Origin of the sequence: Rhizobium skierniewicense, from assembly GCF_014196515.1 — a bacterium.
GTDB lineage: Bacteria > Pseudomonadota > Alphaproteobacteria > Rhizobiales > Rhizobiaceae > Agrobacterium > Agrobacterium skierniewicense.
The window spans coordinates 87,914-112,806 of record NZ_JACIDV010000009.1; the positions used below are offsets into that span (position 1 = coordinate 87,914).

The window sequence follows — 24,893 nt, forward strand, 5'->3', positions numbered from 1 at the left end:
TGTGCGAACCGTTTTAAGGAAAAAATTTACCTTGAATTGCGGAACCTCTGGCCGCCTACTCTGTTTGACCCCGCGCAATGAACAGCGCCAACCCGCCAAGGAGGAATGCCATGACCGCGACGATCCCTCAGACGATCTACGACCGTCTCGAAAATGAATGGCGTCAGATGCGCGAAGTCAGCGCACAGACAAAACCTTCGCAGGCTCCCAAGAAGTAATTGGGTCGGGGGCGTCAGTCGCCCCCGCACCGGAATTTAAAACCGCCCGTGATAGGCCGTTATCGACCTTCGCGGGCGTTTCCCGTTTTAGTGGCACGGCGCGGCCGCATTACCTCTCCCCTTGTGGGAGAGGAAGAAAAATCACAATCTTATCTGGAAGCTAAGTCATAGGTTTTTCAGGCGAGGGGTTCGGCTTGCGCCGAAGAAAAACCTCACTTGTGATTTCTCACACGTGAGCACTGCTCAAGATGTTGAAATCGCTTCGTCTCCCACAACGGAAGAGCTTGTCAGCCGCGCCCGCCGCACCCTCGCCGGACCCCTCACATTCCCCGCACGCGTGGCTCGGTCATCGTATCCATCGCGAGCGCCGTCAGCGCCCAGACCAGCGCATCCAGCCGGTCGGGAGATTTTTTGGAGGATAGACCATCAGGTCCGAAATCGGTCATCTGGTCCTCCAGCTTTTCAAAGCGGGCCGCATGGCGCACCCGCCCCTGCTCGTAAAGTGCGGCAACGGGTTCGGCACGGGTAAACTTGCCCCTGCTTGCCCGCACCATGGTCACGGGCAGGTTGGCGTCTATGCTTTTCAGCATGGCACTCACCATCTCGCCGCCCTGGTTGACTTCCGCCACCACCCGGTCAGCCTCGAAACGATGATGCGCGGCCACCACGGCGCGTGCCCAGCCTGCCGGTGTGGCACCCTCAGCGGAGCAGTCCGCGAGAACCCAGAACCGACCATCGATACCCATTCCCGCTACCACAATGCCGCAGCAGGATCCTTCTCCACTTCCCGCCGGTGGGTCAACCGCCACCACGATCCGCGCCAGGGAATCCGGCCTGTCATCGAAAATCGCTTCGATATCCGCCCGCTTCCACAGCGCATCGCCGCGCTGGGCAATCAACTCGCCGTCCAGTTCCTGCCGCCCCAGCCGCGTCCCGCCGTAACGTTTCATCATCGCATCGATGAAGCCGGGCGAAAGATTAGCCGCATTGTCGTGGGTGCGCATCCGCACGACGCGACTGCCAGGGTCGGCCATCAGCGCCTTCAACAGCGGTATCGGCCTCGGCGTCGTAGTAATCAGCTGCTGCGGCCGGTCACCCAGTCGCAGGCCGAACTGCAGCATGTCCCAGGTTTCCTGCGCATATCGCCATTTCCCCAGCTCATCGGCCCAGGCAAAATGAAACTGCGGTCCACGCAGGCTTTCCGGGTCCTCGGAAGAGAAGATTTGCGCCATCGCCCCGTTCGGCCATATCAGCCTGCGGCGAGACGCCTCGAAATCCGGCCTCTTTCGTCGGGCGATCCGGCAGATACCGGAGACGCCGTCGATCATCACCTCGCGGGCATCTCCCAACGTTTCCGCCACCAATGCAATCCGCAGATCGGACCGCTCGCCGGCAGACGCGATGAGATGCACCCATTCGGCCCCGGCCCGGGTTTTGCCAGAGCCGCGACCGCCAACCAGCAACCAGTTGCGCCAGTCACCGTCGGGCGGCTGCTGCACGAGGCTACCCACCATCCGCCAGTCATGTCTCAACCGGAACACATGGTTTCGCTGATGTCGTTCGGCCAGCAGAGTGTCCATACGCAACCGCATTTCCTCTCTGCGCACAGTCGGATCGCCCGCAATGTGGCCGGTCAGAACGGCCTTTGCCGCTTCATTTTGCGCTTTCAGCCGTTTGCCCGTTCGCAGAAACACCGGCTGCGATAAGTTTCGCCCGCACTTTTTGCTCGACGAGCTCATCGATCCGCCTCTGGAAAAAGGCGACCGCCTCTTCATAATCCTGATTTTCCGCATCGCTTTCGGCGGCAACCTCTCGGTCGCGCGCCAATTGCCGCTGCAGCGTGTCGATCTTTTCCAGCGTGCGAACGATCAGCGACATCGCATCCGTCGCAGCCTTCACATCGGCCCGCGCCAATTTGGCCAGAGCCTCGTCAGCCGCACCATCCAGCGCCGCCCCCGCCCCTTCGCGCAACTCGCGAAAGAACCGAAACTGCTCCCGCATCTCCGTCGTCATCTCATTCATCAGCCGCCACAACCCATCCGGCCCGTCAATGGTACCGGATGCGCCGTCAGGCGACTGAGATTTGGTTTCGAGCTTTGCGGTCAACCCGTACACAGGCTTTTGCAGCCACTCGCAGTAGAGCGAGAGGTCGTCGTCGATTGTCGATGTCATGTTTTGCCTGTTGGTAAGAACATCAAACGTAGATGCAAGATCGCCCCCTCTGCCCTGCCGAGCATCTCCCCCACAGGTGGGGAGATCGAAGTGTTGAAACCTGTCGCCCATCTTAAAGGATGCAGATAAAGCAAGGAGCAAGCGTCTAGCCGATCTCCCTCCTTGTGGGGGAGATGTCCGGCAGGACAGAGGGGGAAGCCACACCCAGCAACGCTACGATGAAATAGAGACCTCACCCGCTTCAGCAGCGTCCCCACCACTCACACTTCTCCGACTATACCTAAACACTACCAAACGACCGTCACGCAGTCAAGGACTATTTTCCTATTGACCTGAAATTTATTCCGCAACTTTTCTTCCACACACCGCCGCGCCATATTACAGTATCCCCGCCAACAACCGTGAAGGAAGCAAAAACGTGAGATGGATCAGTCGCTTGGTCATACCGCTTTCCAGCACGGGCATCGTCTTCGGCACGGTGTTGCTGTGCGCGTCGCTGACGCCATCGCTGCTTCCCCGCACCTATGTCATGCAGGGGGTGCTGTGCGGTTTTTCCTTTGCCATCGGCTATCTCATCGGCGTTTTTCTGAAGGACGTCGCCATCTATCTCGGCCTGCGGCAGCCCTCGCGGCATAACAAGCGCGGTGTTCTCTTTGTCGTCTCGCTGGCGGCCATCGTCGCCGCCGTGGGGTTTCTCTGGCAGGCGGCAACCTGGCAGAACTCCATTCGCGTGCTGATGGAGCTCGACCCGCTGGACAGTGCCCACCGGTTTAAAACCGGCGCCATCGCCATCGGCGTCTCCGCCCTCCTCATCGGTTTCGGACGGTTGTTCCAGATCGTGCGACGGCTGTTTGCCCTGCGAAGCCGCCGTTTCCTGCCGCGCCCACTGGCCAATGTCGTCGGTATTGCCGCAGCCGCCGTCATCGCCGTTCTGCTGCTCAACGGACTGGTGGTGGATGTCGGCCTGCGCTTTATGGACAGCTCTCTGAAACAGGTGGACAGCCTCATCGAACCGGATGTGCCGCGCCCCTCCGACCCCTCCAAGACGGGCAGCGAAGCCTCGCTCATGCCGTGGGAATCGCTTGGTCGCCGTGGCCGCGAATTTGTCGCCACGGGTCCACACAGCGCAGACATTTCCGCCTTCACCCAACGACCCGCCATGGAACCGATCCGCGTTTACGCCGGGCTGAATGCTGGTGCGACACCGGCAGAGCGCGCCAAGCTGGCGCTGGAAGAACTCAAGCGGACCGGCGGCTTCGAGCGTGGGACACTCCTCGTCGTCGTCCCCACCGGCACCGGTTGGATCGATCCGGAAGCGATTGATACGCTTGAATATTTGCACAATGGTGATGTCGCCAGCGTGGCCGTGCAATATTCCTACCTTTCCAGCTGGATCGCTCTTCTGACGGAGCCCGATTACGGGGTGGAGACCGCCCGCGCGCTGTTCGAAGCCATCTACGGCTACTGGACGACGCTGCCCAAGGAGACCCGCCCCAAACTCTACCTGCACGGCCTCAGTCTGGGTGCGCTCAACAGCCAGAAATCGTCCGATCTTTACGATGTGCTGGCAGATCCGTTCCAGGGCGCGCTGTGGAGCGGCCCGCCCTTCTCCAGCCCCACATGGCGCATGGCCACGACAGGTCGCAACGAGGGCTCACCTTACTGGCTGCCGACCTTCCGGGATTCCTCCGTCATCCGCTTTGCCGATCAATATACCAACGCCCACAGGCCGGATAAGCCCTGGGGGCCGATGCGCATCGTCTATCTGCAATATGCCAGCGACCCCATAACCTTTTTTGAGACCGCCGCGCTTTACCGCCGCCCGGAATGGATGCAGCAACCGCGCGGCCGTGATGTTTCCACCTCCTTCCGATGGTTCCCCGTCGTCACCGAGCTGCAACTGCTGCTGGACGTCGCCGCCGCAACCACCGCGCCCATGGGCTACGGCCACGTCTACGCGCCTGAACACTACATCGACGCCTGGCTGGAAGTCACCCAACCCCAAGGATGGACACCGGACAGCATCCAGCGGTTGAAGATGTTCTTCAAAGCGAAACGGGGCAGCACGGACCCGGTGTGATAAGACGTAAGCCACAAATACGCCATCTTGCAAAACTACCCTTAAAGGGTAATATCAGTTATGGAAAAACGGCGCGCGCACTACAATCTAAAAACCATTATCGCCATCGTAAAACATCAGCGAGCAGCTGTCTTCACCAAAACCGCCATTGATGGAGGGCGGCGGATGGATTTGACGGTCGGCGAGATGATCAATGTCATTTGCGAGCTCAATACCAAGTGCCTCTACAAGTCTATGACAACCTATAACGACAACACAGTCTGGCAAGACGTCTATCATGCAGATACCCCAGGTGGCAGAGCATATATCAAGCTGACGCTTCGGACCAACGGAGCATTGGTCATACAATTCAAGGAGTTGGAGTCATGAGCGACATCTGCATGTGCTGCGATTCTGGCACAGAAATGAGCGCCTTTTCAAATGAAACCCACCGTATAGAACATCGCGGCTTGGTTACCGATGTCGAAGGCCTTTCCGGCTTTCGCTGCCCTGCCTGTTGCGAGATCGAGTATGATGCTCAAAGCGCTGAACGCTACGCCACGGCAAGTGACACACTTGTGCTGGAAGCGCGCCGCACCACCGGCGACGAGCTGCGCCGCATCCGCAAAAAGCTTGGCATCAATCAGGCGGAAGCATCGAAGCTAACAGGCGGTGGGCACAATGCCTTTTCGCGCTACGAAACCGGCAAAGTCACACCCACGCCCGCCGTCATTAATCTTTTTCGCATGCTGGAAAAGCACCCGGAAGAAGTCGAAGAGCTCAAGCGGGCCTAGGTTAGGCCCGCCCACGTCACCGCGAAATCCGTGTCGATAAAATCACCGAAGACAGCGTCCGCTCCACCCCATCCAGCGCCCCGATCCCGTCGATCAGCCGGTCGAGGTCGGCAATCGAAGGTGCCGTCAGAATGGCGATCAAGTCGAAGCTGCCGCTGACGGAATGCAGCATCGTGACCTCCTTGATGGCTGCCAGCGCCGCCGTTACACCTGCCAGCGCCTTGGGTGCGATGGTAATCAGCACATGCGCCCGCACCAGCCCGGAAAGGTAGGCGTCTGACAGCTTGATGCCGTAACCCGCGATCACCCCGTCCGCCTCCAGTCGCTCGATACGCGCCTGCACGGTGGTGCGGGAAAGGCCAAGCGTGCGGGCCAGTTCCGCCACCGGCATCCGGGCATTGTCAGCCAGCAACGAAAGCAGCGCACGGTCTTTTTCGCTGATTGGCATTCTGTATAATCCTGTTGTCGATATGCATAAATTTAAACGTCTTTCCGCGCAATGTGAAGCTACGAATCGTCTTCTAAATGCGGCATTCTGTTACCTCAATTGCATTTCTCATGGGGGACATCATGAAACACATCGTCATCATCGGCGCAGGCAATATCGGCTCGGCCATCGCATGGATGCTGGCTGTAACGGGCGATTATCGCATCACCGTCGCAGACCGTTCCGCAGACCAGCTTGCCAATGTTCCCACCCATGAACGCGTCGATACCGAGATTGTCGATATCACCGACCGTCTTGGCCTGCAGGCGCTGTTGAAAGACAAGTTCGCGGTCCTCTCTGCCGCTCCATTCCACCTCACCGCAGGCATTGCTGAAGCCGCAGTCGCTGTCGGCACCCACTATCTCGACCTCACCGAAGACGTCGAATCCACCCGCAAGGTCAAGAGACTGGCCGAGACGTCCGAAAGCGCGCTTATTCCGCAATGCGGCCTTGCGCCCGGCTTCATCTCCATCGTGGCTGCCGATCTCGCCTCGCGTTTCGACAAGCTGGACAGCGTGCGCATGCGCGTCGGCGCCCTGCCGCAATATCCGTCCAACGCCTTGAATTATAACCTCACCTGGAGCACGGACGGGCTTATCAACGAGTATATCGAGCCCTGCGAAGCCATCGTCGAGGGGCGTCTGACTGCCGTGCCTGCACTCGAAGAACGCGAGGAATTCTCGCTTGATGGCATGACCTACGAGGCCTTCAACACCTCCGGTGGTCTTGGCACGCTGGCTGCCACGCTTGAAGGCAGGGTGCGCACCATGAACTACCGCACCATCCGCTACCCCGGCCACGCCGCCATCATGAAAGCGCTGCTCAACGATCTCAACCTGCGCAACCGTCGTGATGTGCTGAAAGACCTGTTTGAAAACGCCCTGCCCGCCACCATGCAGGATGTCGTCATCGTCTTCGTCACCGTCTGCGGCACGAAAAACGGCCGCTTCATGCAGGAAACCTACGCCCACAAAGTCTATGCCGGCCCCGTCTCCGGCCGCATGATGAGCGCCATCCAGATCACCACCGCCGCCGGTATCACCACGGTTCTTGACCTGCTGAAAGACGGCAAGCTGCCGCAAAAAGGCTTCGTCAAACAGGAGGATATCGCGCTGCCAGATTTTCTGGCCAACCGGTTCGGGCAATATTACGCACCGCGTGAGGGCTTGGCGAAGGTGGGGTGAGAGCGCGAGGCTTGCTCTGTACCTCTCCCCTTGTGGGAGAGGAAGAAAAATCATGATCTTAGCTGAAGGCTAAGTCATAGATTTTTCAGGTGAGGGGTTTGCTGTAGCGCGCAAAATCGAATGGCGCAAAGCGCAAGATCGATTGGCAACAATTTTCTCTTTCTTCCAGCCAACCTTTAACCCTTCTGACATCGAACAATTGCGTCCTCAGTAGCAACGTGGTTTTTATGGCCACGTTGTCATCTGAGGAAACATAATGCCCTGGATTAAATCCGCCTATGTAGTCGCTCTTGTAGTCCCCCTGGGTTCTCCTGTGACGTCTCTTGCTGCATCACCACAAGAGAACCGTCTATCTGCTGCGCTCGTCGAGTGGTCCGTCGCCAACTGCGACACGAAGAAAATTTCAGGCTTGGTTTTCAGCTTGACGTCAATGACCGTGAACGGATCAAGCGTAAACGACATGAACGTTGCACGAGAGGCAGTTCGCAAGGGCGTCGCAGATAACTACACCTCCACTGAAGCCGCATGCGCCGATATCCTTCCCGGATTGCAAGCTGGTACTCAGTAGGGCGTTATAATCACCTCTTTCACCGTCTTACTCTTGCCCTGTCCCTGTATCGAGTAGGTGCAGTCCACTTCCTCGATCTGAAATGCCTTGAAGGTTTCGAAGACACTTTGAACGGCGTTTAAGGACATAATAAACCGGCCTTTGAGGGCCTTTAAAACGTCGGCCATTTCCGCGAAATCTTCTCGGCTGAACACTCCTGCACCATAGTCGCTCTCGTTGCCCCAATATGGTGGATCGAGATAGAAGAGCGTTCCGGGTCGATCGTAGCGCTCGATGAACTTCCGCCACTGAAGCTGCTCGATGACGACGCCTGCCATCCGTTCGTGGATGGCTTCGAGCTGCGGGGCAAGTTTCAACAAATTGAACCGAGCGCCTTGCATCGTGACGCCGAAAGTCTGACCGTCCACCTTGCCACCGAATGCGGTGCGCTGGAGGTAGAGAAAGCGCGCTGCGCGTTCGAGGTCGGTCAAGGTCGTTGGATCGACGCTTGCAAGCCGATCGAACTCTTTCCGGCTCGTGACCTGAAACCGCAGGGTATCGAGAAACTGCGGATAGTGGCGCTGAAGGATGCGGAAGAAGTTGGCCACGTCGCCGTTGATGTCGTTGACAGCTTCCATGCGCGGCTGAAGGCCACGACGAAGAAAGACGCCGCCCATTCCGACGAAGGCCTCGGCGTAGGCGTCATGGGGCGTGGCGTTGATCTTAGCGATGATGGTTTTGGACAGAATACGTTTTCCACCGATATAAGGCGCGGCAGGCATGGCCGGAGCCACCGGCATCAGATTCACCATTTCAAATATCTCTCGACTCAGTCACAGCAAACCCGCCCTGCAGGGTACGGGTGTGACAGTTATCGATTTGCGCTGTCGGATGGGTTTGGTCGCCAAACTAAGGCCCATCGCTAGGGTGTTTCGGCACCCTGGCCACCCGGTCAGAACCGGGTAGAAAGTCTTTACGTGGGCCAGTCGATCGCGTTGACGGCCGCAACCGTCTTGGCCGCTTCGACTTGAGCGTTCAGCGTTGCTAGCGTTGTCTGGCATGTGACGACGTGGGCCTTGCCATCGCTGCCCGCTCGCTGAATTTGGCTAGCGTTGTGCATCCTCCAACCCCAAGCACCAGCTTTATTCGCGCACCAAAAAGGGGTTTCCCATCCGGCCGCCAAATCGGGAAGTAGAGAACCGGTGACCGAGCCCATCATGTTGATCTGGTCGGTCACGCCGCTGGGATAGGTGTGGAGCGTACCGAGTGCTTCCGATACATAACCGCCGACAATCGCCGCTGCACAATCCCTTGTGAGGGCAGCGACCCGATCGGCTTTCAACTGATCGAGATCAATCGCATCTTCGTGCGGTGGGAACCACTCGCCATCTTTGAAGAGCCAATCGACTGAAACGTCATCCGGGCACTGAAGAAACAGCACTGCGATATCGGGATGGAAGGCGTCTGCCAACGTGACGTTGTCTGGCAGTTCGATGACTTCCACGACGGCCCCGTCCTGAATGCGCGCATAAAGCATAGTGACCTCTCAATATTGAATGATGACGCAACCGGGTGCACCTGGTGCGCCTGCTGACGAGCCCGTAGGGGAAGCAGCGCCGGAACCACCGGAGCCAAAACCAAAACCAGCGATCGCGCCACCACTAAAGGATGGAAGAATGATCGATTGTTGGTATGCAGGCGCGCCCGGACCGCCGTATGGCAGCGAGGTGTTGCCGAAGATGTAGCCACCTGAGTAACCGCCACCCCCGCTAAGATTCATCGACCCCCCTGTCGCGGTTCCACCGGTTCCACCCGCCGCGCTGCCGTTCGACCCTCCTACGCCACCGGTTGCGCTACAGAAACTGCCGAACGAAGATGTTCCGCCCGTCCCGGCAAACCCCGAATTGGACGCCGGGCCCTGCGCACCCCTCACAGCCACCACAATGATGATAACCTGACCGGGCACAACGTCGAACCAGCCCTCGCTGTAGCCCCCACCGCCACCGCCACCGCCAGCATTACTGGTGCCCGCAATACCGCCGCCACCGCCACCGCCGCCCCAAACCCGAGCAAAGACCTTGTAGATACCAACCGGAACAGTCCACGTGTACGTTCCGGGGTTGGAATAGGTCAGAATATTTTTCGGGGGAATGCGGGACAGCGCAAAGCCCATCAGGACCCACTTCGCGCCATTCCAGCCGAACGATGCCAGCTGACCGGGATAAACAGAGTTTGGCGGGATTGGCGCGCCGTCCTCGCCGACCACGGCAACGGCACCGAGGCCGTTGAGGTTGAGCGTCATGGCGTCTGTGTTGATCGCCTGTATTTTCAGGGTCGCTCTGAAGCCTGGTACGATGCTCGATGGAGTGGGGGTGAGGCTTGCAGTCAACGCGTTTGCCGTGCCGCCTGCCTCCGCATAATGCCATTTGCCCGATTGGACATCGAGCGCCAATTTCTCGATGTATGTTCCACCGATGCGCTCGAACACTCGGCCATCCGGTAAGCTTATCCCATGACCGTTAGACGGTGTGAAATAGGACCAGATCGCACCTATCCACTCTGCGATCTTACCGGCATTCCCAGCCCAAGCGCCTGTCGCATCGGCAGGGACAAGATAAGTATCGCCAAGGGCAGGAGCGGCAGGCGTGGCCGTGAGGGTCATTGAATTGATAGCGGTCCAGCGTCGGCTTTTGGCACCGGCTGACAAGCCATGAATTCTGAGGGCCTGCCAGAGCTGCGACCAGTCGGCCGCGTCGGGCACAAGACCGGCCTCTGTAACGACTCTGATAATTTCCTCTTGGACACTGTTGAGGAAAAGGTCAGTGACCTCTGTGCCAGAGACGCCGGCCACAAGGTTCTCTGATCGAAAGCCGCGTTTCCCGCCGCCAATATCGATCGTGTCAGCGCCGTTGATGCGATCCATCAGGCAACTCCATAGTTAAAGACGACATGGGTGTGCGCGGGTTTGATGCGCCGCAGCTCGCACTCGATTGAACTGATCTCGAAAGTGCCGAGGCGATGACCGGCGCGGCTGACACCGGCCCGGAACTTCACAACGCTGACGAGGCCCGGCACGTTGATGCGCCAGACGAACTGACAGCCCTGCGGTCGCAGGCGCTGACCAGCACGCAAGACACCGGCCTTGCTTGGCCAGAACTCCTCGACCGTCACCGTCGCGCCAAGTTTGGCGGCCGTCTCGATCATGTATGGGATCGATTGCCCGCCATAGGCCGTCCAGCGCTGGTGGGCGAGTTTCTGGCGCTGTTCGACCGTCAGGCCGTCAAGATCACGCCCGCAAGGATCGGGACCAAGGCAGCGCTCGAAATCAGGCAAGAGTAGATTTGCCCGACGCGGATCGGTTTCCCGCATCAGGTTTTCAGCGCCTTGCTCCACGTCGGCGATCAAGACAGCCACGGCTTCCAGGACGGCATCGAGGACGCCACCGCGCAGGCCGAGTGCCCAGCCATTTGGGAGCTTTGAAACGAGGCTTTGAAGGATGGTTGAAACGCTGCGTGCCATCTCAATCCACAAACACGATGGCGGCAGCAACCGGGTATTCGGTGCGCTCTAAGGTAAAAGGTGCTGCAGGCACGATCAGGTCATGAGCGTATTCACCCGAAGCGGACGAGATCGCCTCGGAGATCCGCGAGGGCTCGATGCGCGCTCCGATCGGGCTCTCATTCTGATCATCGTCCTCGTCGCCGATCGTGGCGATGAAGCGCTGGTAGGCGTCTGTTACGGCGGCGCGCACGATGGCGGTGTCCGGACGCAGACGGACTGCCAAAGGTATTGTGCGCAAGGTTCCGGCGACAACGATGGCGCGGGCTGTGACAGGCCGGACGCCGGTCTGGCTGGATTGCGGTCCAAGGTGGGTCTGTATCGTCTCAATCTCGGCAAGCGTCGGCTGGCGGGGATCGTTATCCTCGTCATTCATGACGACGACGACACCCAGCGAGCCAAAGCCTATCCAGTCCGGCACGATCGCGACTGCCTTGGCATCAGCCACTTGCCTCACCCACACAGGATAATCGAAGCCAGCGCCGCCGTGGGGAGCTTGGCGAATGCGGGTCAGATAGGCGGCTTTGAGTTCATCGAGCGTCTGTTCGTCAGCGCCACCGGCAAAGGAGGTGGCAACCGTAATCCGGCTGATAGCCGAGAAGGATGTGACGGTTGCAAGCCGGACACCGGTCTCAAGATTGCCGGTCACGCCCGCTTCGGAAGCGATGGCGGCCACGGTCAAAGTCCCGCCAGCCGCAATGGTCCCGCCCGCCGTGGTCAGATAAAGCGCGCCAGCGCCCGACGACAATTCGATGCCAGAAGGCAAGACGGTTCCGGCAGCACCTTCGATGAGAACGGTACCGACTGCCTTCAGCGCGCCACGCTGGGGAACTCCCCAGATGGAGGAATGCGACAGGATGGCCTCTTCAGCGTCGGCGCTGTCGGGCATGTATTGCCGTCCCCAATAGGCCTGATGGTCTTGAACCTCGCGGATTTCCGGGGCAATCGCTCGCAGGATTTGAGAGAACATTCCTCGTGCTGAATAGACAGCGCGGGAAAGGTCAATGGGATCGATGTCTGATCGGATGCGGAGGACTGCGGTTTCCAGCCTCGCGCCCATCCGCAGGAAAATTGTTTTTGCCGTGTCGATTGGCCAAACCATCAATCGACCCTCTTGCTGAGCGACACGGCGCTATCCGCAATAAGGACGCGGTAGCCGAGAACACTGGGCGCAAGCCACTGGACCTCAATCTCGGCAGGCGTGCCGGTATCGGTTTCCGCCCAGGCCAAGGCCTCGCGCAACCAGTATTCGGCCATCAGCCGGGTCGTTTCGGTTTCCTTGGCGCGATCCAGCAGCCACATTTTGGAGCCGGTCAGATCGCCGAACGGGTCGATGCCATCGCCAATCGCACCACGACGTTCGGAAAAGCTCGATGGCGTCAGGAACTGCGAGCGGGCTTCCGGTAGCGGATCATCTTCACCGGCACGACGGTCGAGGCCGACAGACAGAATGATTGGGGTGATCGGCGTCTCATCAATGGCAAGATCGCCGTTATCTGCGAGTGTGAGATCGCAGCGGCGCTTGGTGTTGTCATATGTGAGGGCGAGATCGAACATGGGCGCGAAACTATCGCGCGCGCGCAAGGCGCATCATGCCCGCGACGGCGGGCATGAGCAGCCCAGGCTGGGTAAGTATTAGGTATTATTGAGAGGTAGAGATTTCGACCACTCCAGCGGGAGCACCTTGGGGCAGCAGAATGACTATTAACTTAGGCGTCTGGAGCGCAGGCTGCCAACTCAGTCGCTCGTCGTTAGGGGAAGAAACCGAAAGCTGACGATAATCGACCGCGTGTTCAAACTGAACCACGATGGTCCGAGAAGTCGCAACCGACAATGTTTGCTGAGGACCGAACCCTAAGCTGGCACCGTTACTCCATGTGACACACCAGTATTCCACATTGTCGCTGTAAATTGCCGTAGGCATTGAAGCGTGAGCTGGAAAGCGAAGGCGCAGTAAAGCTCTTTTGGAAATTGGTTCAGGTGGCTGAGAATCAGCTTTCTTCCTGTCAAACCTGATTGCGAGCCAATGAGACCAGGCACCGCAAAACAGGCCAAAAAAGAACGCAACCAAAGGCCAGTAAAAAGCTGATTGAGTGACCGCTGTCATGGCCTGTGTCAACTTTCCATTCGGATCGTTATACAAACCATTCTGCTCGCCGAGTTTGACGGCAAATTCGCCAACCACCGGCAGAAGCAGTATCGTAAATAGCCAGGATAGGATCCTGCGTAAGTTCTTCGACATATGAAATTTGTAGCTGACGCCCAAGGCATTTGGCGAGTCCTTTCTCTACTTCTCGGTGTAGCTCAGCCGCTTACTGGTGGATTAGTTTTGGCACCACCACGCGTGACACCGTCATGGACATGCGTCTTGTCGATCGGCACCCCATCGTGCCAGATGCTACCGCCGTCGAAGTGGAACCCTGCGGCGTCGATGGTAAGGGAAATACCGCCTACCTTCAGAGCAACGGAATTGGCGGCAGTGACTTCGATGCCACCACCAGCTCGGACAACAACTCTATCTCCGAACTGATTATAAAGTGCCGCATCGCCAGCATCTAGACCGCTGAGACGAGACGACGGGTTGCCGATCGGCAAGACAATCATGTCGCCTTCGTCGCCACCCACCGCGATGGCGATGGCTAATCCGCCATCCTCGGGTGCCGAGCTGGTCATACCATATTGCTGCGCCACCTCGACATTGTCGCGCCAGATGCCATCGGCAACCTCGATCGAGGCGGTTTGCGCCTCGCCATCATCGCGGATGTTTTTGATGGAAACGCGCCGGACCAGGCCGCGCACTTTCGATAGCAGTTCGCGATTGCTCATAAGGCCTCCGCCGATCCGTCCAGAGACGTGGATGCCTTGCTGGATGTCTTGCTTTTCTGGTTCTTGCGTCGGTTGCCCACCGGTCCCTTGTCGAAAGCTTCAGGGCTGACGACACTGAGTTCAGTTATTCGACCAGCACTGTCTTCGGCAAAGCGTGTGCGGGAAATCAGCATGTCGCGCTCGACATCCTGAAACGCATCAGAGACGTAAGTGAGCTGGTTGACCGTCCAGAGCTGCCCGTTGGCGATAAAGCCCTTGACCGTATACGTCATTTCCTCGCTCTCGGCCCGTGCCGTGCGGCTTCGCCAGTCGGCCTCGTCCTGGGCAGACGTGGTGTCGGCCTTGGACCGTGCCAGATGAACGATCGGACGATAGCGGGTAATCTCATCATCCTTGGCGCGGCCGGTCGCGGCGGTTCCCTTGCGTTCCTGCTCTGTCGCCGACCCACTGCCCGGATTGCGCCCGCCGGTTCCGATCGGTTCGGCCGTCACATCCAGCTTGCCCTTACCGCGCTCCTTGCCTGCCTTCTCGCCCTGGCCTCGCACCGTTGTTTCCGAGAATCGGTTCTCGTGGCTGTACTCGGCGCCGGAGGATAAGACGTTGCCTGGAAGAACCAGATGCGCGGGCGCGCGTGTCGCACCGGTGCGCGTGATCACGACGCCGCCTATGCCATCGGACAAGACAAGGGCATGGCGACTTCTGGCACCCTTTTCGATGGCGCTGAAAGCGGTCTCGGCAAGATCGACTGAATAGCGGCCAAAGGGCTCGCCCGTGTCGATCTCCGAGCGGACGGACATGCCGAAGGGTTCAGCGATGCGCTTGGCGGCATCTTCCAGCTTGACGTTGTTGAACTCGGCCACGTCCTTCATGGCGGCGCAATCGATCAGATCGCCGCTTTTGTCGCGGCCGGAGATCGTGACGCTGATCTGCCGATCGCTGATGTCAGGCCGCACCTTCTCCAGCCAGCCCTTCAGCACCGTGCGGCCATCGATACGAATGACGACTTCCGGTCCCGGCCGCAGCTTGTAGGGCGCGCCCGCCGAGGCGTAACGGAGCGCTTGCTTCGAGCGAACACGGTCGCGGAAGGTGAAGGAAAAGGAACCGGCGAAGTCCTTTAGATCGCGGGTGACTTCGCCGGAAAGCCACTGGTCATATTGGACGCCGTCGATGAAGAGCGTGATGCCTTTTGTTTTCACAGGCCTAACTCCTCAAGAAAGGAATCGAGACCGGCAGGCTTTTCCGCGTTCATGACGCGCACCTTGATCTCGGCGTCCCAATGGGCGATCAGGCGATCGCTCCATGTCCGACCAATATTGCGCATGCGGATAAGTTTCAGCTCATCCGATGTCTTGGTGATACGGCGCTCCCATTTGCGGATCTGCTTCCAAAAGAAGCGATGGCTATCCTTGACTGCCTGCGGTAGCGCCTTGAAGCACTTCCCACAAATCATCTCGCCTGGGTATTTATCGGCCGGTGCAGTTCTTTTGCAGCAAGGGTTGATGCAACGCGTACGGTTTGCCAGCATCAGCGGATATCCAGCAGTTCAACCGCGCCCGCCTCGATCGAGGCCGGATGTCGCGGATCGTTGCGCGAAACGATGTCCCGATAGACCGCTTCCATGCGGGCCGGATCGTCGCCTGCGACGTGGAGCGCAAGCGCCCATGCGTCGATGTTTCGCTCCGGCCGGAAGGTCAAAACGTCTGGCAGACGACCAATCACCTCGTTGATGTCGATAACGATGGCGACGCTGAGTTCCCGCGCACGTCTCACCAGGACAGATGTCTCTGCCTGGAACATCGTGGTGCCGAAGGTTTCGAGCTGCTCGATAACGTCGTCCAGGGCGGACGTCACCCGCGCCCGAAATGCCAGCGCTTCGCGCCGTGAGGCATAAGCCGCATAGGATGATTGCGCGCAGGCGGCAGCTATGAAGCGCACGGCCGCTGAGATCAGCAAGGCCCGATCGATGTCGGAAGGTGCCGCTACCGACGAGGCGGTGGTGGCAACCGCCACATCTAGGCCGATGGTCATCAGGCTTTGCGATGTTGCAGGCACTTCGGCCTGTGCAGCGGCTGCGGGTGCAACTGCTGGCACCTCGCTGATTGTTTCGATGACCTTGGCAGCACTTTCCACCCAAGCGGTGAATGCCACGGGCGTGCCGGGCGTGCTGGCAGATAGTGCCGTGACGATCTGCGGGACAGCTCTTGCCGATCCCGAGGCGGGCGTGGTGGACGATACAGCCGCTGTGACGATCCGGGTCGATCGGGTGACGGCTGCTGTGCGAGCCGACGAAATGACACGGGTTCCGACTGCCCCCGACAGGATCGATGCCGCCGACATGATGGTGGCGATCGCAGAGGTGAGGTTGGAAGCAAGCGACGACAGGCCCCCGGCAGAGCCTGTCGGTATGCGCTTGAACGATGCGTTGATCCTGACCACGCGCAGCTCGCGGGCGGAAAAGCTGATCTCGGCAGGCTCTTCGAGCATGACCTGCATGGGGCCAAGCCATGGATGCACGAGCATTCCCGGTCCCGGCTTTTCAAACGCGGCCTTGAACACCAGAGCCCGCGCCAGATAATCGTCGGAAATGACCAGGGCATCAATGGTGACGACAGACGGCAGAAGGCCGAAGTCATCGTAGGCAGGGGCATCGACGCCGGGAAACAGATATTCGAGAACGCGGCGTCCGTTTTCCGTGCTCGTGTCGGCCACAAACAGCGAGAGCCCGCGATACATGCAGGGCAACAGGCCGGGCAGTTTGTCGAGGCTGTCGTAGAACATCACTCACGCCCCGTAACGCGACCGGTGTTGGCCTTGAGCGGCACATTCGGATTGTCGCTCTGTGCGCCAGTAACGGTCGCACCATTCGATCCTGTCACCGAGATCGAGCCGTTGACCTCCACCTGTGTCTTTCCGCCTGGCTGCGCAGGCAGCGCATTATTGTTGGCTGGCTGATCGCCGCCGTCAGGACCTCCCCCACCAAAAAGATTTGGCATCCAGGACGGTTTTTTGATCACGGATGATAGATCGATATTTCCGATCGCTGCCAGAATAGCATCCGGTAGCCCCTTGAACCACGCAATCAGCTCATCAAATTTGCTGATGATACCGTTGATCATCTGCTGCCCAGCCTGAACACCGGCACTGTAGAAATCACCCGGCAACGCCTTCACCGATGCCACGAACTTGCCGATGCCGTCCGATGCGTCTTTCCATGCCTGGGAAACACCTTTGGGAACGAGGCTTTCCCAACTGATCTTTCCCTCGGCCAGATCGGCCATCGTCTTTACCAACTGGGCGATCGCCTCCGCGACATTCTTGATGGTGAACGTCACGACATCAAGGCCACCGCCAGCAAAGCTGCCGAGCCATTCGAAGACGCTATTGGCCTTGCCCGTATCGACGCCAGTCAATGCGCCGAGCGCCCTGCCGAGCCGCCATAGACCGCTCGCAATGTCCGTGATCGCTTTGACCGTTCCGCCAACGTTCTCGCCGATCGACGGCAGCGAAATCGCGAAACCCGTTCCAAAAGATTTCAGGCGATCCCATGCGCCGGAAAGACTGGTCAAGACCAATTCCAAAGACTTGATCGCGGCAAGCTTTGCACCGTCTATGTCGACACCGGAGAGATCGAACTGGAGACCCTTCGAGAAGCCTTCAAAGAGGCCTCGAAGATTGTTTAAGCCACCTTTGATGTCTCCCATGGCACGACTAAGACCGGCACGCACAGTCGGGCCGTACCGATCCGCCATCTCGCGCCCGGCAGCAACAATCCGGGTACCTTTCTCGCGGACGGTATCGGCCAGTTGGGAAAATCCGGTTTTCGCCCGATCCCAAAGCCGCATCAGTCGTGGTCCGTAGCTGCCCCAATTTTTGTAGATATGCGCTGCGCCTAACCCCAGCGCCGCGATCGTCAAGCCGACTGGACCGAGCAATGCCGCCAGCATGCCTAGCCCGGCCGCGATCACCGGCAGGATGACGCCAAGCGCACCGATGCCAGCAGCGACGAGGATGGCAACACCGGCAAAAGCGATACCCTGCTTGACCATGCCGCCCGTGCTGGCGTCCAGCTCGCGCATCCATTTGAGGCCATCCATCAGGTAGCCGTTGATCATCGGCATCCATGTGCCGAAGGCGAGACCAACCTCACGGCTGGCCTGCTGGCCGATTTCCCCGAACGTGATCAGTTGCCGATTGAGCCCCTGCATCTGGGTTTCGAAATCGCCATCGATGACGCCACCGGTTGCCTTTGCGACCTCGTCCTTGATCCGCTTGAATTCATCGACGTTGGTCAGAAACGGGATAAGGAAGTCCATCACCTGCATGTCGGAGAACAGCCCGCCGAGCGCACCAGCGCCGTGGATTTGTTCGAGCTGCTCGCGAACGAAGCCGAGCGCGTCGGCACCTTCCAGACCCGACGCCTTGGCCTTCTGCATCAGTTTGTCGATCTCGGTACCGGAGACACCCGTCAGTTTGACGATCTTCTGCATGACGGCTTCGATCGGGTTGATGCCCTTCGTCGCGGCATCCTTCATGACCGCCTCGATGTTCACGCCCGCCTCGGCAAAGCTCTTGATCGTCGCAGGTGCGAGGATTTTGGACAGAAAGTTTTTAAGGTTGTTGGCAGCTTCTGCGGGATCGGCCGTGCCTTTGCGGGCAATCTGGAGGGCAGCACCAAGGAAGTTGACGGCTTCGCGGCCGGTCACGCCAAACTTCGCCATCTGCGATGTCAGTGTCGGGAAATACCGCGCCATGTCCTTCAGCTCGAACGCGCCTTCCTTACCTGCAACGACAAGCGCACCAAGTGAGTTCTCCAGCTGGTCGGCAGGAACCTTCAGTGTCTGAAGCAGCGACGTGGCGACCGCCGACATATCGCTGAACTCGGCGTTGGCTGCGGTCGCGGCCTTGCCGATGATTCCGATGGAAGCATCGATTAACGATCGGTCCACACCGGCCGCGATCATCTGGCCAGCGCCAGACGCGATGATGTCAGAGGTTTGCCCGACGATCAGCGCCAGCTCTTCGTACTGAGCCTTCGCTTGGTCTACGAAATTAAAGGCAGCTTGATTGGTGAGATTAGCCGTTCCCGCTATGTCGAGGAGTTGCTGCTGGAAGGCAGCAGCTTCTTTCATCGGCCCCATGAAGGAGATGGCCGCGACAGCCGCGCCAACAATGCCGATTTTCCGGGCGAAGCTTGAGATGCCTTCTAGGGCGCTACGAATACGACGCAAAGGACCGGAAAGCATGTCGCGCATGCGCACGATCACATCAAGGTTCATGTTCCGATTGGCCACAGCGCGCCCCGCTCAAATTAGGGGCCAAACTATCGCGCACGCGCAAGCCTGATCATGCCCGCCAGCGCAGGCGGGCATGACTTAAGGTTTCGACATTTCACTGACGTGGTTTCGGTATGCCATGATGCAGTTCCACCAGAACCGCAACTCATCTATCGTCATGGCGTCAATTTCGGCAGCGCTGAAGCCGGAGCCATCAGCGACACCGCCTGTCATTATCGGCCACTCTTTGGGCCATTGTTCAAAAAATGGTTGAGTACCTTCGCACTGTCATTGATGTCCTTTGCGTCCATCCTGTCGAATAACGCGTTCATCACGACTTGAGTGATTTTTGTCGAACGTGAGAAAGCGACCACTGACATGGACTCTTCCGACGCTGCGGAAACGGCTCGGGTGTCAGCGCCGTTCAGACGATGAAACGTCAAGCTGTCATAGGTGGTTTCTTTGATCTTCCCACCTTTTTGCGTGCGCAAAGTCTTGGGGTAGGCAAGCGGCAAGGTTACGGTGCCATCTTTGTTAAGGACGGCATGCGGTGGCAGCTTGTCCAGTGGGTGCTCGTCCTCATTGATGATGTCGGGGTCCAAGGCAGGATCAATGATGCCCACTGTGTCCTCATCGATGACACTGGTACCGTCATTATCGGCGTTCACCAAGCCTGCCGCCTGACCCTCGTCAAGATCGATATCAACACTGTTTGTAATCTTCGTTCCCATTATAGAATTTCCTCTGGCGAAGACGCCGCCCACTTGAGTTCGATCTTGCCGCCTTCGCCGCCAGTGACTTCCGACCTGTCGTCGACGAGGAAGGCGTCGTTAAAGACGAGAGTCTGGCCGGTGTCGCACACGACCTGCAATTCGCCCTCACCGGGATCGAGCAGGTTGCCAAGCCGCTGACCGGCTTCCAGATGCGTGGTGGCCGAGATTTCGGAGCCTTGATACTCCTGCGCCCGGCCGACCTTGCGGCCATAGGTAACGGCATTGTTCTTGATGCCGCCCATCCTGAATTTTGCGCCTTTCTCAACTGGCAGGTTACGTCCCCGCCAGATGATATCGACGATGCCCAATACCTGTGTCATCGTTTAAAAATCCCCGTTAAACCTGAAATTCCAGAGCGCCAGCAAACACCATCAGATTGCCGACGATGCGGACCTGCTGGACGCTATCAAGGCGGTTGCGGTCATCGCCGTTACGTTCGAACCGGCTCTCGCGCAAAGTCTTTTGAACGTCTTCGATCCAGACCTTTTCGCCGTAGAGCTTGCACCGTGCCGCCCACGATCCGGCCATGCGCTTCGGTGTGACGACCGATGTGCCTGCATCCTCATCGTCATCAATGCGGGACGCGAAGGCACCGGCACTGTCGTCATCGGCCAGCTTGGAACGCGGATACATGAGGCCGACATAGGCCGACCAGTCGTAGCGAATGCGGCTCATGGTCATCGGCACCATGATGTCCAGCCAGGCGCGATCGGCAATGCCGAGGTTGGTCTGTTTGTAAGTCGTGATCATGCGCGAAATGGTCACGCTGCCATCGGACAAATGATCGAAAGTCGAGATACCGTTGCGCAGCAGCAGATCGTTTTCTTCGTCCAGGAACTGATCAGCCTCGTCGGGAGCCTCCACGCCGGGCAACACCAGGGAGCGCAACTGGCGAGCCGGATCGGCCGTCAGATAGAACGAAGCGACACCAAGCGCCGAGGCCGCGATTGCCCAGGCTGGCGTTGGGCTTTTCTTCAGACCACCTGTCGTCAGGAAAGCACTGTTCGTCAGATTGCCGAAGGTGGTGAGCTGGCCATATGTCCCGGCCTTGAACACGAAGGCGTGGCAATCCAGCTTCGATGTCGCAAGGTAGCGCTGGCGCAGCCACTCGACTGTCTTGGTGACGTTGGTGGTGTCGGACCATGGGTGCGTGATCTTGGTGAACCATGTCGTCGTCAGAGCATCGAGCACTGCCTGAATATCAGGATTGCCGGAGCCTCCCGCCATCGGCACGACGGTAACGGTCAGTCCCTGCGGTAAGGGCTGAGCCTTGGTATCGACGCGCAGATCGATCTCATTGCCAACTTCACCGGCGTGACGAGAGGTCACGGTGACGACGCCAGCAGCCGAGGCGGCGGTTGCCACCATGTCGCTATCGGCGTTGATCGCGGCGGCAAGCTTTGCCGCCAGTGCGGCGATGTTGTCCGTGGCGATCGCGGTCATGCGAACCTGCCGTCCACCGATCTTGAAGCGAAGCACCAGGGCGCTTGCGACGTTGCCCGCAAAGGTGAACGATCCCGTCGCCTTCACGCCGTCAGCATCGTCGGCAAGCGCGGTGACGAATAGCGGCGTATTGCGGTTGGCCTTCTTGAAAAAGGCGACCTGCTCCGCGCCGATCGAGCCACGGCCGAACAGGGAAATACCCTCGTCGGCGCGGGTGATTTCGCGAATGACGCCGGGTGCCAGCGTTCCCGAGGCAAGTCGCTGGCCAATGATGCAGACCTTTTCAGGCCAAGGCAGAACGCCGACATTGCGGTAGTTTGCCCGGATTTCCAGCAGGACGGCCGGTTCAAGTCTATCGACCGGGATTTCGTTGAAATCCATTACTTGGTCTCCTCGGTTTTCTTCGCGACTTCACGCGGCTTTACGATCAAATCGCCGTCCGCAATGCGACGGCGGGTGAAGTGGGTTTGCGGGTCTTCCATGCCCTCGGCTGGCCACAGCGAGCCGTCGGGTTGATGGACAGTGCGGCCCTCGGCCGCGACGAGTGTTTTGGTGGCCATGGCCGTTGTTACTCCTGCGGTGTTTCGATGGTGTCGGTGAAATCGTCGCCAGCGCCTGGCATCGCCCAGGTGATGCCAAGCCCCTTGAAGTCTTCAGGCGTCATCTTGCCGGTTGCAGCTGCTCGGCACGCAAAGCTGAAGGTGAAGTCGAGCTGACTGATTGCGATGTTGTCATCGCTCCAGCCATCGGCAATCACACTGTTGGCCAGCGTGACGTTCGTCGTTCCTTGCCCCTGAAAGCTCACGCCCTGGAGAAGGACGGCGGCGACATCGACCATGGCATCCATGCCGATATCTCTGCGGTCGCCCTTAAAGCGGGCTTCATGGCCGCTCGAAACCTTGTTTACGAGGATAAGCCGCCACAGCATGTTGCCTTTGAGCATTCGCCCGTTGTCGCCATCCGCCTTCATGCCGGTCCACGCGAGACCGAGGAAGGGCGTAAGTTTGGCAATGCGCTGAAACTCGGTCAGGCTCATCGTCTGCGGCACGCGCTCGATCGTGAAAGTCTTTGTCGGGAACGCAATCCGAAGTCGCTCGACAATGAGCGGTTCCTGATTGCGGATCGGCATCAATGGAAAGCTATCCATCAAAACCCCCGCAATGTGTCTGAGGTGACGATGCGTTGGCGGTCAGAAATGCGTGGCCCAGAACCGACGCTGTCGCCGCCTGTCACGGTGGCAAGCGGAATGTCGAGATGCACGATTTCCTTGGCGATGTTCTCCAGCCATTTAATGACTTCGGCTTTGCCCTTGGTCATTTCATCTGACGGACTGGACCGCTCCGTGTCTGCCAGATCGTGGCGGGCGATCACGCAGGCGGCGCGCACGATGTCTTTGGGCGGGGCCGCGATCGGAACGAGGTAGCGCCCGCGAATATAGCTGTTGATCAGCGCGGTGGCATCTTCCAAGGCCGTGTTGACCTTCGCCTCGTCTGGCACCGAGGTCTCACGATCCTCCGGATTGGACAGGCGCACGATCTGCACCTCTCCAAAGCGGGCGATCATATCGGTGACAGTGGCGTACATGGAATGCTCCTGGTGAAGTGCGGCGGGGCCGGATCGCCCCGCCGCCGTGCGGTCGCTCGGGGGTTATTTCTTTGGCGCTGTCTTTGCTTTTTCAGGTTCAGCGACGGGTTCGGTGCCGGACGCATCGCTGACAGGCGCGGTCGTTGGGGCCGGTGCTGGAGCCGCCTTCAGGATCAGAATTTCAGCCTCGGCCGCTTCAAGCTTCTTGCCGAGAGCATCGAGCGCGTTGTCGTGGTCGGCCTGAAGGTTCGCCACTCGCTCGGTCGCGGCTTCGGCGACCTTGGCGTTGAATGATGTCTGAAGGGCTGACGTGATGCCCTCAACCTGCTTTTGCACTTCAGCCGCAACCGCGGTGTCGAAATCAACGCCGGTGAGCTTGACGCCACCCGACCCAACTTCCTGCACGATGAAAGCAGGATCGGCTTTGAACGCCTGGAGCTGCTCTGGAGTCCAGCGGTCGGCAGGATAGATGGCCGATGCAGGGTTCTCGATACCGTTACGGCGAATGCCTGGCTTCGAGCAGATGATCTGAATTTGAGACATTGCGGGTTCCTTGGTTCTCGACGGGTTTCAGGAAAGCGGCGATCGCGCCGTTTTCCGAAAACCCGCCAGCAATCCGGGAGGTAGAGGAGGAGATTGCTAGCGGGAGCGGCAGAGCCATGTGGTGCTCGGCCGATCGGGTTATGCGAGATGCGGGATGACGACGACGGTCGCGGTCTTTGCCCAGACGTTTGTGTCGCCGCCATTGATCAAAGCCGCCTCGACGATCTTGCGGGCTGTCGATTCCAAGTTCGGCGGGACGAGCAGCTTGGTCGGACGGATCGCGTTGATCTGGCCGTCGCGCTTGCGGATCGACTGCATCGTGGTGCGGGCGGCGTCGTAGTTTGCCTGTGTCAGCTCCAGCTTGGACTTGTAGGCCAGCTGCCAGAGACCGAAACCGGCGTTACCGCGTGTGTCGGCACCCCAGACATATTCGTCGCGCCAGAACACGTTCGGGTCGGTTTCCGCAAACATCTGCGTCAGCTTGATCGCTTTGCGGTTCTGCCAGATCATCGGTTTGATGACCTGTGTGTCATCCACGAGGTACCAAGCGGGCTGGCCACCGGCCGAATAGTTCGAAACCGAAATCTGGTTGCCCTGCTCGTTATAGCCGGGATGATCGGTGTCGAAATAATACTGCCCGTCATAGCAGGGTGTGGTCTCACCCTTCTTGAAGAGAGGCCACACCAGCGTATCTGGGAATGCCGCACCGTCCTGACCGTATTGCGCTGCGATCGGCGTGAAGATGCCGACTTGATCGTCTTCAATCTGACGGCGCTTGATCGCAATGGTCTTTTCGAATGAACGGTTGGTGATCGAATAGAGCGATGCACCAACGTCATGGGCAACGCGATCGCCGATCCATTCGCGGAAGCCGGGCAGATCGTCCAGGCGCGGGTACTCGTTGGCAAAAGTGGTTGAGCCAACCGTCATCGCGATTGTGTTGTAGAAAGTAGGCGTTGCGGCAAGCGCCTGATTGAACAGGGTCGAAAGGCCCGTGTAGATGCCGCGCAGATTGGTGACGTTAATGTCCATTTCGGCCCCTTAATTCGTCTTGAGCCAGACGCCGTCCGCGTCGATGGCGTCGATGGTGCCAGCCTTGAGCAAAGCGCCCGCAGCCAACGTGAAAGTGTCGTCGGCCGAGGCGTAGACAGCCGAGCCGATATTGGCTGGCGTGGCACCGGCAAGCGGAATGTTGGTGACACCCTTGCGGGCGTTGATCAGGCGGTCGCCGGTTGCGCCCGCGCTGTTATCGACGGCCTCCTCGGCAAAGCCGATGAGCGCCACGCAGTTGGGGTGCGCGGCAGGCACGGCTGCAAGAGCGGCTGTGACGCCGATCATGGTGCCACCGAAGATGCGCACGCCGCCGAGAACCGGATAACCGTAAGCGTCACCGGCGCGCCACTTGCGGCGAATGTCAGATGTTGCCGCCATG

General features: G+C 59.1%; 29 protein-coding genes. 4 read left to right on the forward strand and 25 right to left on the reverse strand.

Translation table 11 applies throughout. From position 1 onward, the window contains the following. Positions 1–538 precede the first annotated feature (538 nt). Complete coding sequence (locus GGQ73_RS15350; RefSeq protein WP_183897171.1) at positions 539–1,798, reverse strand: DNA-packaging protein; 1,260 nt, start codon at positions 1,796–1,798, stop codon at positions 539–541. Between the two features lie 73 nt (positions 1,799–1,871). Next, positions 1,872–2,390: a hypothetical protein gene (locus GGQ73_RS15355; protein ID WP_183897055.1), complete on the reverse strand. Its 519-nt coding sequence runs from the start codon at positions 2,388–2,390 to the stop codon at positions 1,872–1,874. A gap of 418 nt (positions 2,391–2,808) precedes the next feature. Here GGQ73_RS15355 and GGQ73_RS15360 point away from each other — a divergent pair, with 418 nt between their 5' ends. The 3 genes from GGQ73_RS15360 to GGQ73_RS15370 are packed head-to-tail and all read left to right on the forward strand — an operon-like array spanning position 2,809 to position 5,243. Continuing rightward, positions 2,809–4,470 (forward strand): alpha/beta hydrolase, encoded by a 1,662-nt coding sequence (locus tag GGQ73_RS15360; protein ID WP_412762982.1) that lies wholly within the window; start codon positions 2,809–2,811, stop codon positions 4,468–4,470. A 60-nt stretch (positions 4,471–4,530) separates the two neighbouring features. After that, the gene (locus tag GGQ73_RS15365; RefSeq protein ID WP_183897056.1) at positions 4,531–4,839 is read left to right on the forward strand and encodes a type II toxin-antitoxin system MqsR family toxin; all 309 of its coding nucleotides are present in this window, start codon (positions 4,531–4,533) and stop codon (positions 4,837–4,839) included. Beyond that, positions 4,836–5,243 carry a type II toxin-antitoxin system MqsA family antitoxin gene (locus tag GGQ73_RS15370; protein ID WP_183897057.1) on the forward strand — a complete coding sequence of 136 codons (408 nt, stop codon included), beginning with the start codon at positions 4,836–4,838 and terminating at the stop codon, positions 5,241–5,243. The genes GGQ73_RS15365 and GGQ73_RS15370 overlap by 4 nt, the downstream gene beginning before the upstream one ends. 16 nt (positions 5,244–5,259) lie before the next feature. On the opposite strand, the gene GGQ73_RS15375 is transcribed toward GGQ73_RS15370, so the two are convergent. Next, positions 5,260–5,691 (reverse strand): Lrp/AsnC family transcriptional regulator, encoded by a 432-nt coding sequence (locus GGQ73_RS15375; protein WP_183897058.1) that lies wholly within the window; start codon positions 5,689–5,691, stop codon positions 5,260–5,262. Between the two features lie 122 nt (positions 5,692–5,813). On the opposite strand from GGQ73_RS15375, the gene GGQ73_RS15380 reads away from it, so the two are divergent. Further along, positions 5,814–6,914, forward strand: coding sequence for a saccharopine dehydrogenase family protein (locus GGQ73_RS15380; RefSeq protein WP_183897059.1), 1,101 nt, complete (start codon positions 5,814–5,816; stop codon positions 6,912–6,914). Between the two features lie 561 nt (positions 6,915–7,475). Here GGQ73_RS15380 and GGQ73_RS15385 read toward each other — a convergent pair. From GGQ73_RS15385 to GGQ73_RS15485, 22 genes are all read right to left on the reverse strand, one after another. Beyond that, complete coding sequence (locus GGQ73_RS15385) at positions 7,476–8,273, reverse strand: DNA adenine methylase (protein WP_183897060.1); 798 nt, start codon at positions 8,271–8,273, stop codon at positions 7,476–7,478. 161 nt (positions 8,274–8,434) lie between these two features. Then, positions 8,435–8,998 (reverse strand): DUF4376 domain-containing protein, encoded by a 564-nt coding sequence (locus GGQ73_RS15390; RefSeq protein ID WP_183897061.1) that lies wholly within the window; start codon positions 8,996–8,998, stop codon positions 8,435–8,437. Positions 8,999–9,007: 9 nt separating this feature from the next. After that, positions 9,008–10,384, reverse strand: coding sequence for a DUF2793 domain-containing protein (locus tag GGQ73_RS15395; RefSeq protein WP_183897062.1), 1,377 nt, complete (start codon positions 10,382–10,384; stop codon positions 9,008–9,010). Further along, positions 10,384–10,980 (reverse strand): YmfQ family protein, encoded by a 597-nt coding sequence (locus GGQ73_RS15400; protein ID WP_183897063.1) that lies wholly within the window; start codon positions 10,978–10,980, stop codon positions 10,384–10,386. The genes GGQ73_RS15395 and GGQ73_RS15400 overlap by 1 nt, the downstream gene beginning before the upstream one ends. A gap of 1 nt (position 10,981) precedes the next feature. Next, positions 10,982–12,121: a baseplate J/gp47 family protein gene (locus GGQ73_RS15405; protein ID WP_183897064.1), complete on the reverse strand. Its 1,140-nt coding sequence runs from the start codon at positions 12,119–12,121 to the stop codon at positions 10,982–10,984. Further along, positions 12,121–12,603, reverse strand: coding sequence for a phage GP46 family protein (locus GGQ73_RS15410; protein WP_234910987.1), 483 nt, complete (start codon positions 12,601–12,603; stop codon positions 12,121–12,123). Before GGQ73_RS15410 ends, GGQ73_RS15405 begins: the two co-directional genes overlap by 1 nt. A 58-nt stretch (positions 12,604–12,661) precedes the next feature. Then, entirely contained in the window at positions 12,662–13,285 is a 624-nt protein-coding gene (locus tag GGQ73_RS15415; protein ID WP_183897065.1) for a hypothetical protein, read from the reverse strand. Between the two features lie 38 nt (positions 13,286–13,323). Beyond that, a complete protein-coding gene (locus GGQ73_RS15420; protein WP_183897066.1) occupies positions 13,324–13,845 on the reverse strand; it encodes a phage baseplate assembly protein in 522 nt (173 codons plus the stop codon). Continuing rightward, complete coding sequence (locus GGQ73_RS15425) at positions 13,842–15,041, reverse strand: phage baseplate assembly protein (RefSeq protein ID WP_183897067.1); 1,200 nt, start codon at positions 15,039–15,041, stop codon at positions 13,842–13,844. Before GGQ73_RS15425 ends, GGQ73_RS15420 begins: the two co-directional genes overlap by 4 nt. Next, positions 15,038–15,370 carry a hypothetical protein gene (locus tag GGQ73_RS15430; protein ID WP_183897068.1) on the reverse strand — a complete coding sequence of 111 codons (333 nt, stop codon included), beginning with the start codon at positions 15,368–15,370 and terminating at the stop codon, positions 15,038–15,040. The genes GGQ73_RS15425 and GGQ73_RS15430 overlap by 4 nt, the downstream gene beginning before the upstream one ends. After that, complete coding sequence (locus GGQ73_RS15435) at positions 15,370–16,623, reverse strand: DNA circularization N-terminal domain-containing protein (RefSeq protein ID WP_183897069.1); 1,254 nt, start codon at positions 16,621–16,623, stop codon at positions 15,370–15,372. Before GGQ73_RS15435 ends, GGQ73_RS15430 begins: the two co-directional genes overlap by 1 nt. Then, positions 16,623–19,121 carry a phage tail tape measure protein gene (locus tag GGQ73_RS15440; RefSeq protein ID WP_210290145.1) on the reverse strand — a complete coding sequence of 833 codons (2,499 nt, stop codon included), beginning with the start codon at positions 19,119–19,121 and terminating at the stop codon, positions 16,623–16,625. Before GGQ73_RS15440 ends, GGQ73_RS15435 begins: the two co-directional genes overlap by 1 nt. 96 nt (positions 19,122–19,217) lie before the next feature. After that, entirely contained in the window at positions 19,218–19,352 is a 135-nt protein-coding gene (locus tag GGQ73_RS23170) for a hypothetical protein (protein WP_268842313.1), read from the reverse strand. Beyond that, entirely contained in the window at positions 19,352–19,849 is a 498-nt protein-coding gene (locus GGQ73_RS15445) for a phage tail assembly protein (protein ID WP_183897071.1), read from the reverse strand. Before GGQ73_RS15445 ends, GGQ73_RS23170 begins: the two co-directional genes overlap by 1 nt. After that, the gene (locus GGQ73_RS15450) at positions 19,849–20,211 is read right to left on the reverse strand and encodes a phage tail tube protein (RefSeq protein WP_183897072.1); all 363 of its coding nucleotides are present in this window, start codon (positions 20,209–20,211) and stop codon (positions 19,849–19,851) included. Before GGQ73_RS15450 ends, GGQ73_RS15445 begins: the two co-directional genes overlap by 1 nt. 16 nt (positions 20,212–20,227) lie before the next feature. Continuing rightward, positions 20,228–21,715 (reverse strand): phage tail sheath subtilisin-like domain-containing protein, encoded by a 1,488-nt coding sequence (locus GGQ73_RS15455; protein WP_183897073.1) that lies wholly within the window; start codon positions 21,713–21,715, stop codon positions 20,228–20,230. Further along, positions 21,715–21,894 carry a DUF2635 domain-containing protein gene (locus GGQ73_RS15460; RefSeq protein ID WP_183897074.1) on the reverse strand — a complete coding sequence of 60 codons (180 nt, stop codon included), beginning with the start codon at positions 21,892–21,894 and terminating at the stop codon, positions 21,715–21,717. The genes GGQ73_RS15455 and GGQ73_RS15460 overlap by 1 nt, the downstream gene beginning before the upstream one ends. Before the next feature lie 8 nt (positions 21,895–21,902). Continuing rightward, on the reverse strand, positions 21,903–22,481 hold the full coding sequence (locus GGQ73_RS15465) for a hypothetical protein (RefSeq protein WP_183897075.1): 579 nt from the start codon (positions 22,479–22,481) through the stop codon (positions 21,903–21,905). Next, positions 22,481–22,918, reverse strand: a complete 438-nt coding sequence (locus GGQ73_RS15470) for a gp436 family protein (protein WP_183897076.1) — start codon at positions 22,916–22,918, stop codon at positions 22,481–22,483. Before GGQ73_RS15470 ends, GGQ73_RS15465 begins: the two co-directional genes overlap by 1 nt. 63 nt (positions 22,919–22,981) lie before the next feature. Further along, positions 22,982–23,461 carry a hypothetical protein gene (locus GGQ73_RS15475; RefSeq protein ID WP_183897077.1) on the reverse strand — a complete coding sequence of 160 codons (480 nt, stop codon included), beginning with the start codon at positions 23,459–23,461 and terminating at the stop codon, positions 22,982–22,984. Positions 23,462–23,599: 138 nt separating this feature from the next. Next, positions 23,600–24,493, reverse strand: coding sequence for a Mu-like prophage major head subunit gpT family protein (locus GGQ73_RS15480; RefSeq protein ID WP_183897078.1), 894 nt, complete (start codon positions 24,491–24,493; stop codon positions 23,600–23,602). Between the two features lie 9 nt (positions 24,494–24,502). Then, positions 24,503–24,892, reverse strand: coding sequence for a hypothetical protein (locus GGQ73_RS15485; protein WP_183897079.1), 390 nt, complete (start codon positions 24,890–24,892; stop codon positions 24,503–24,505). Between the last annotated feature and the right edge of the window lies 1 nt (position 24,893).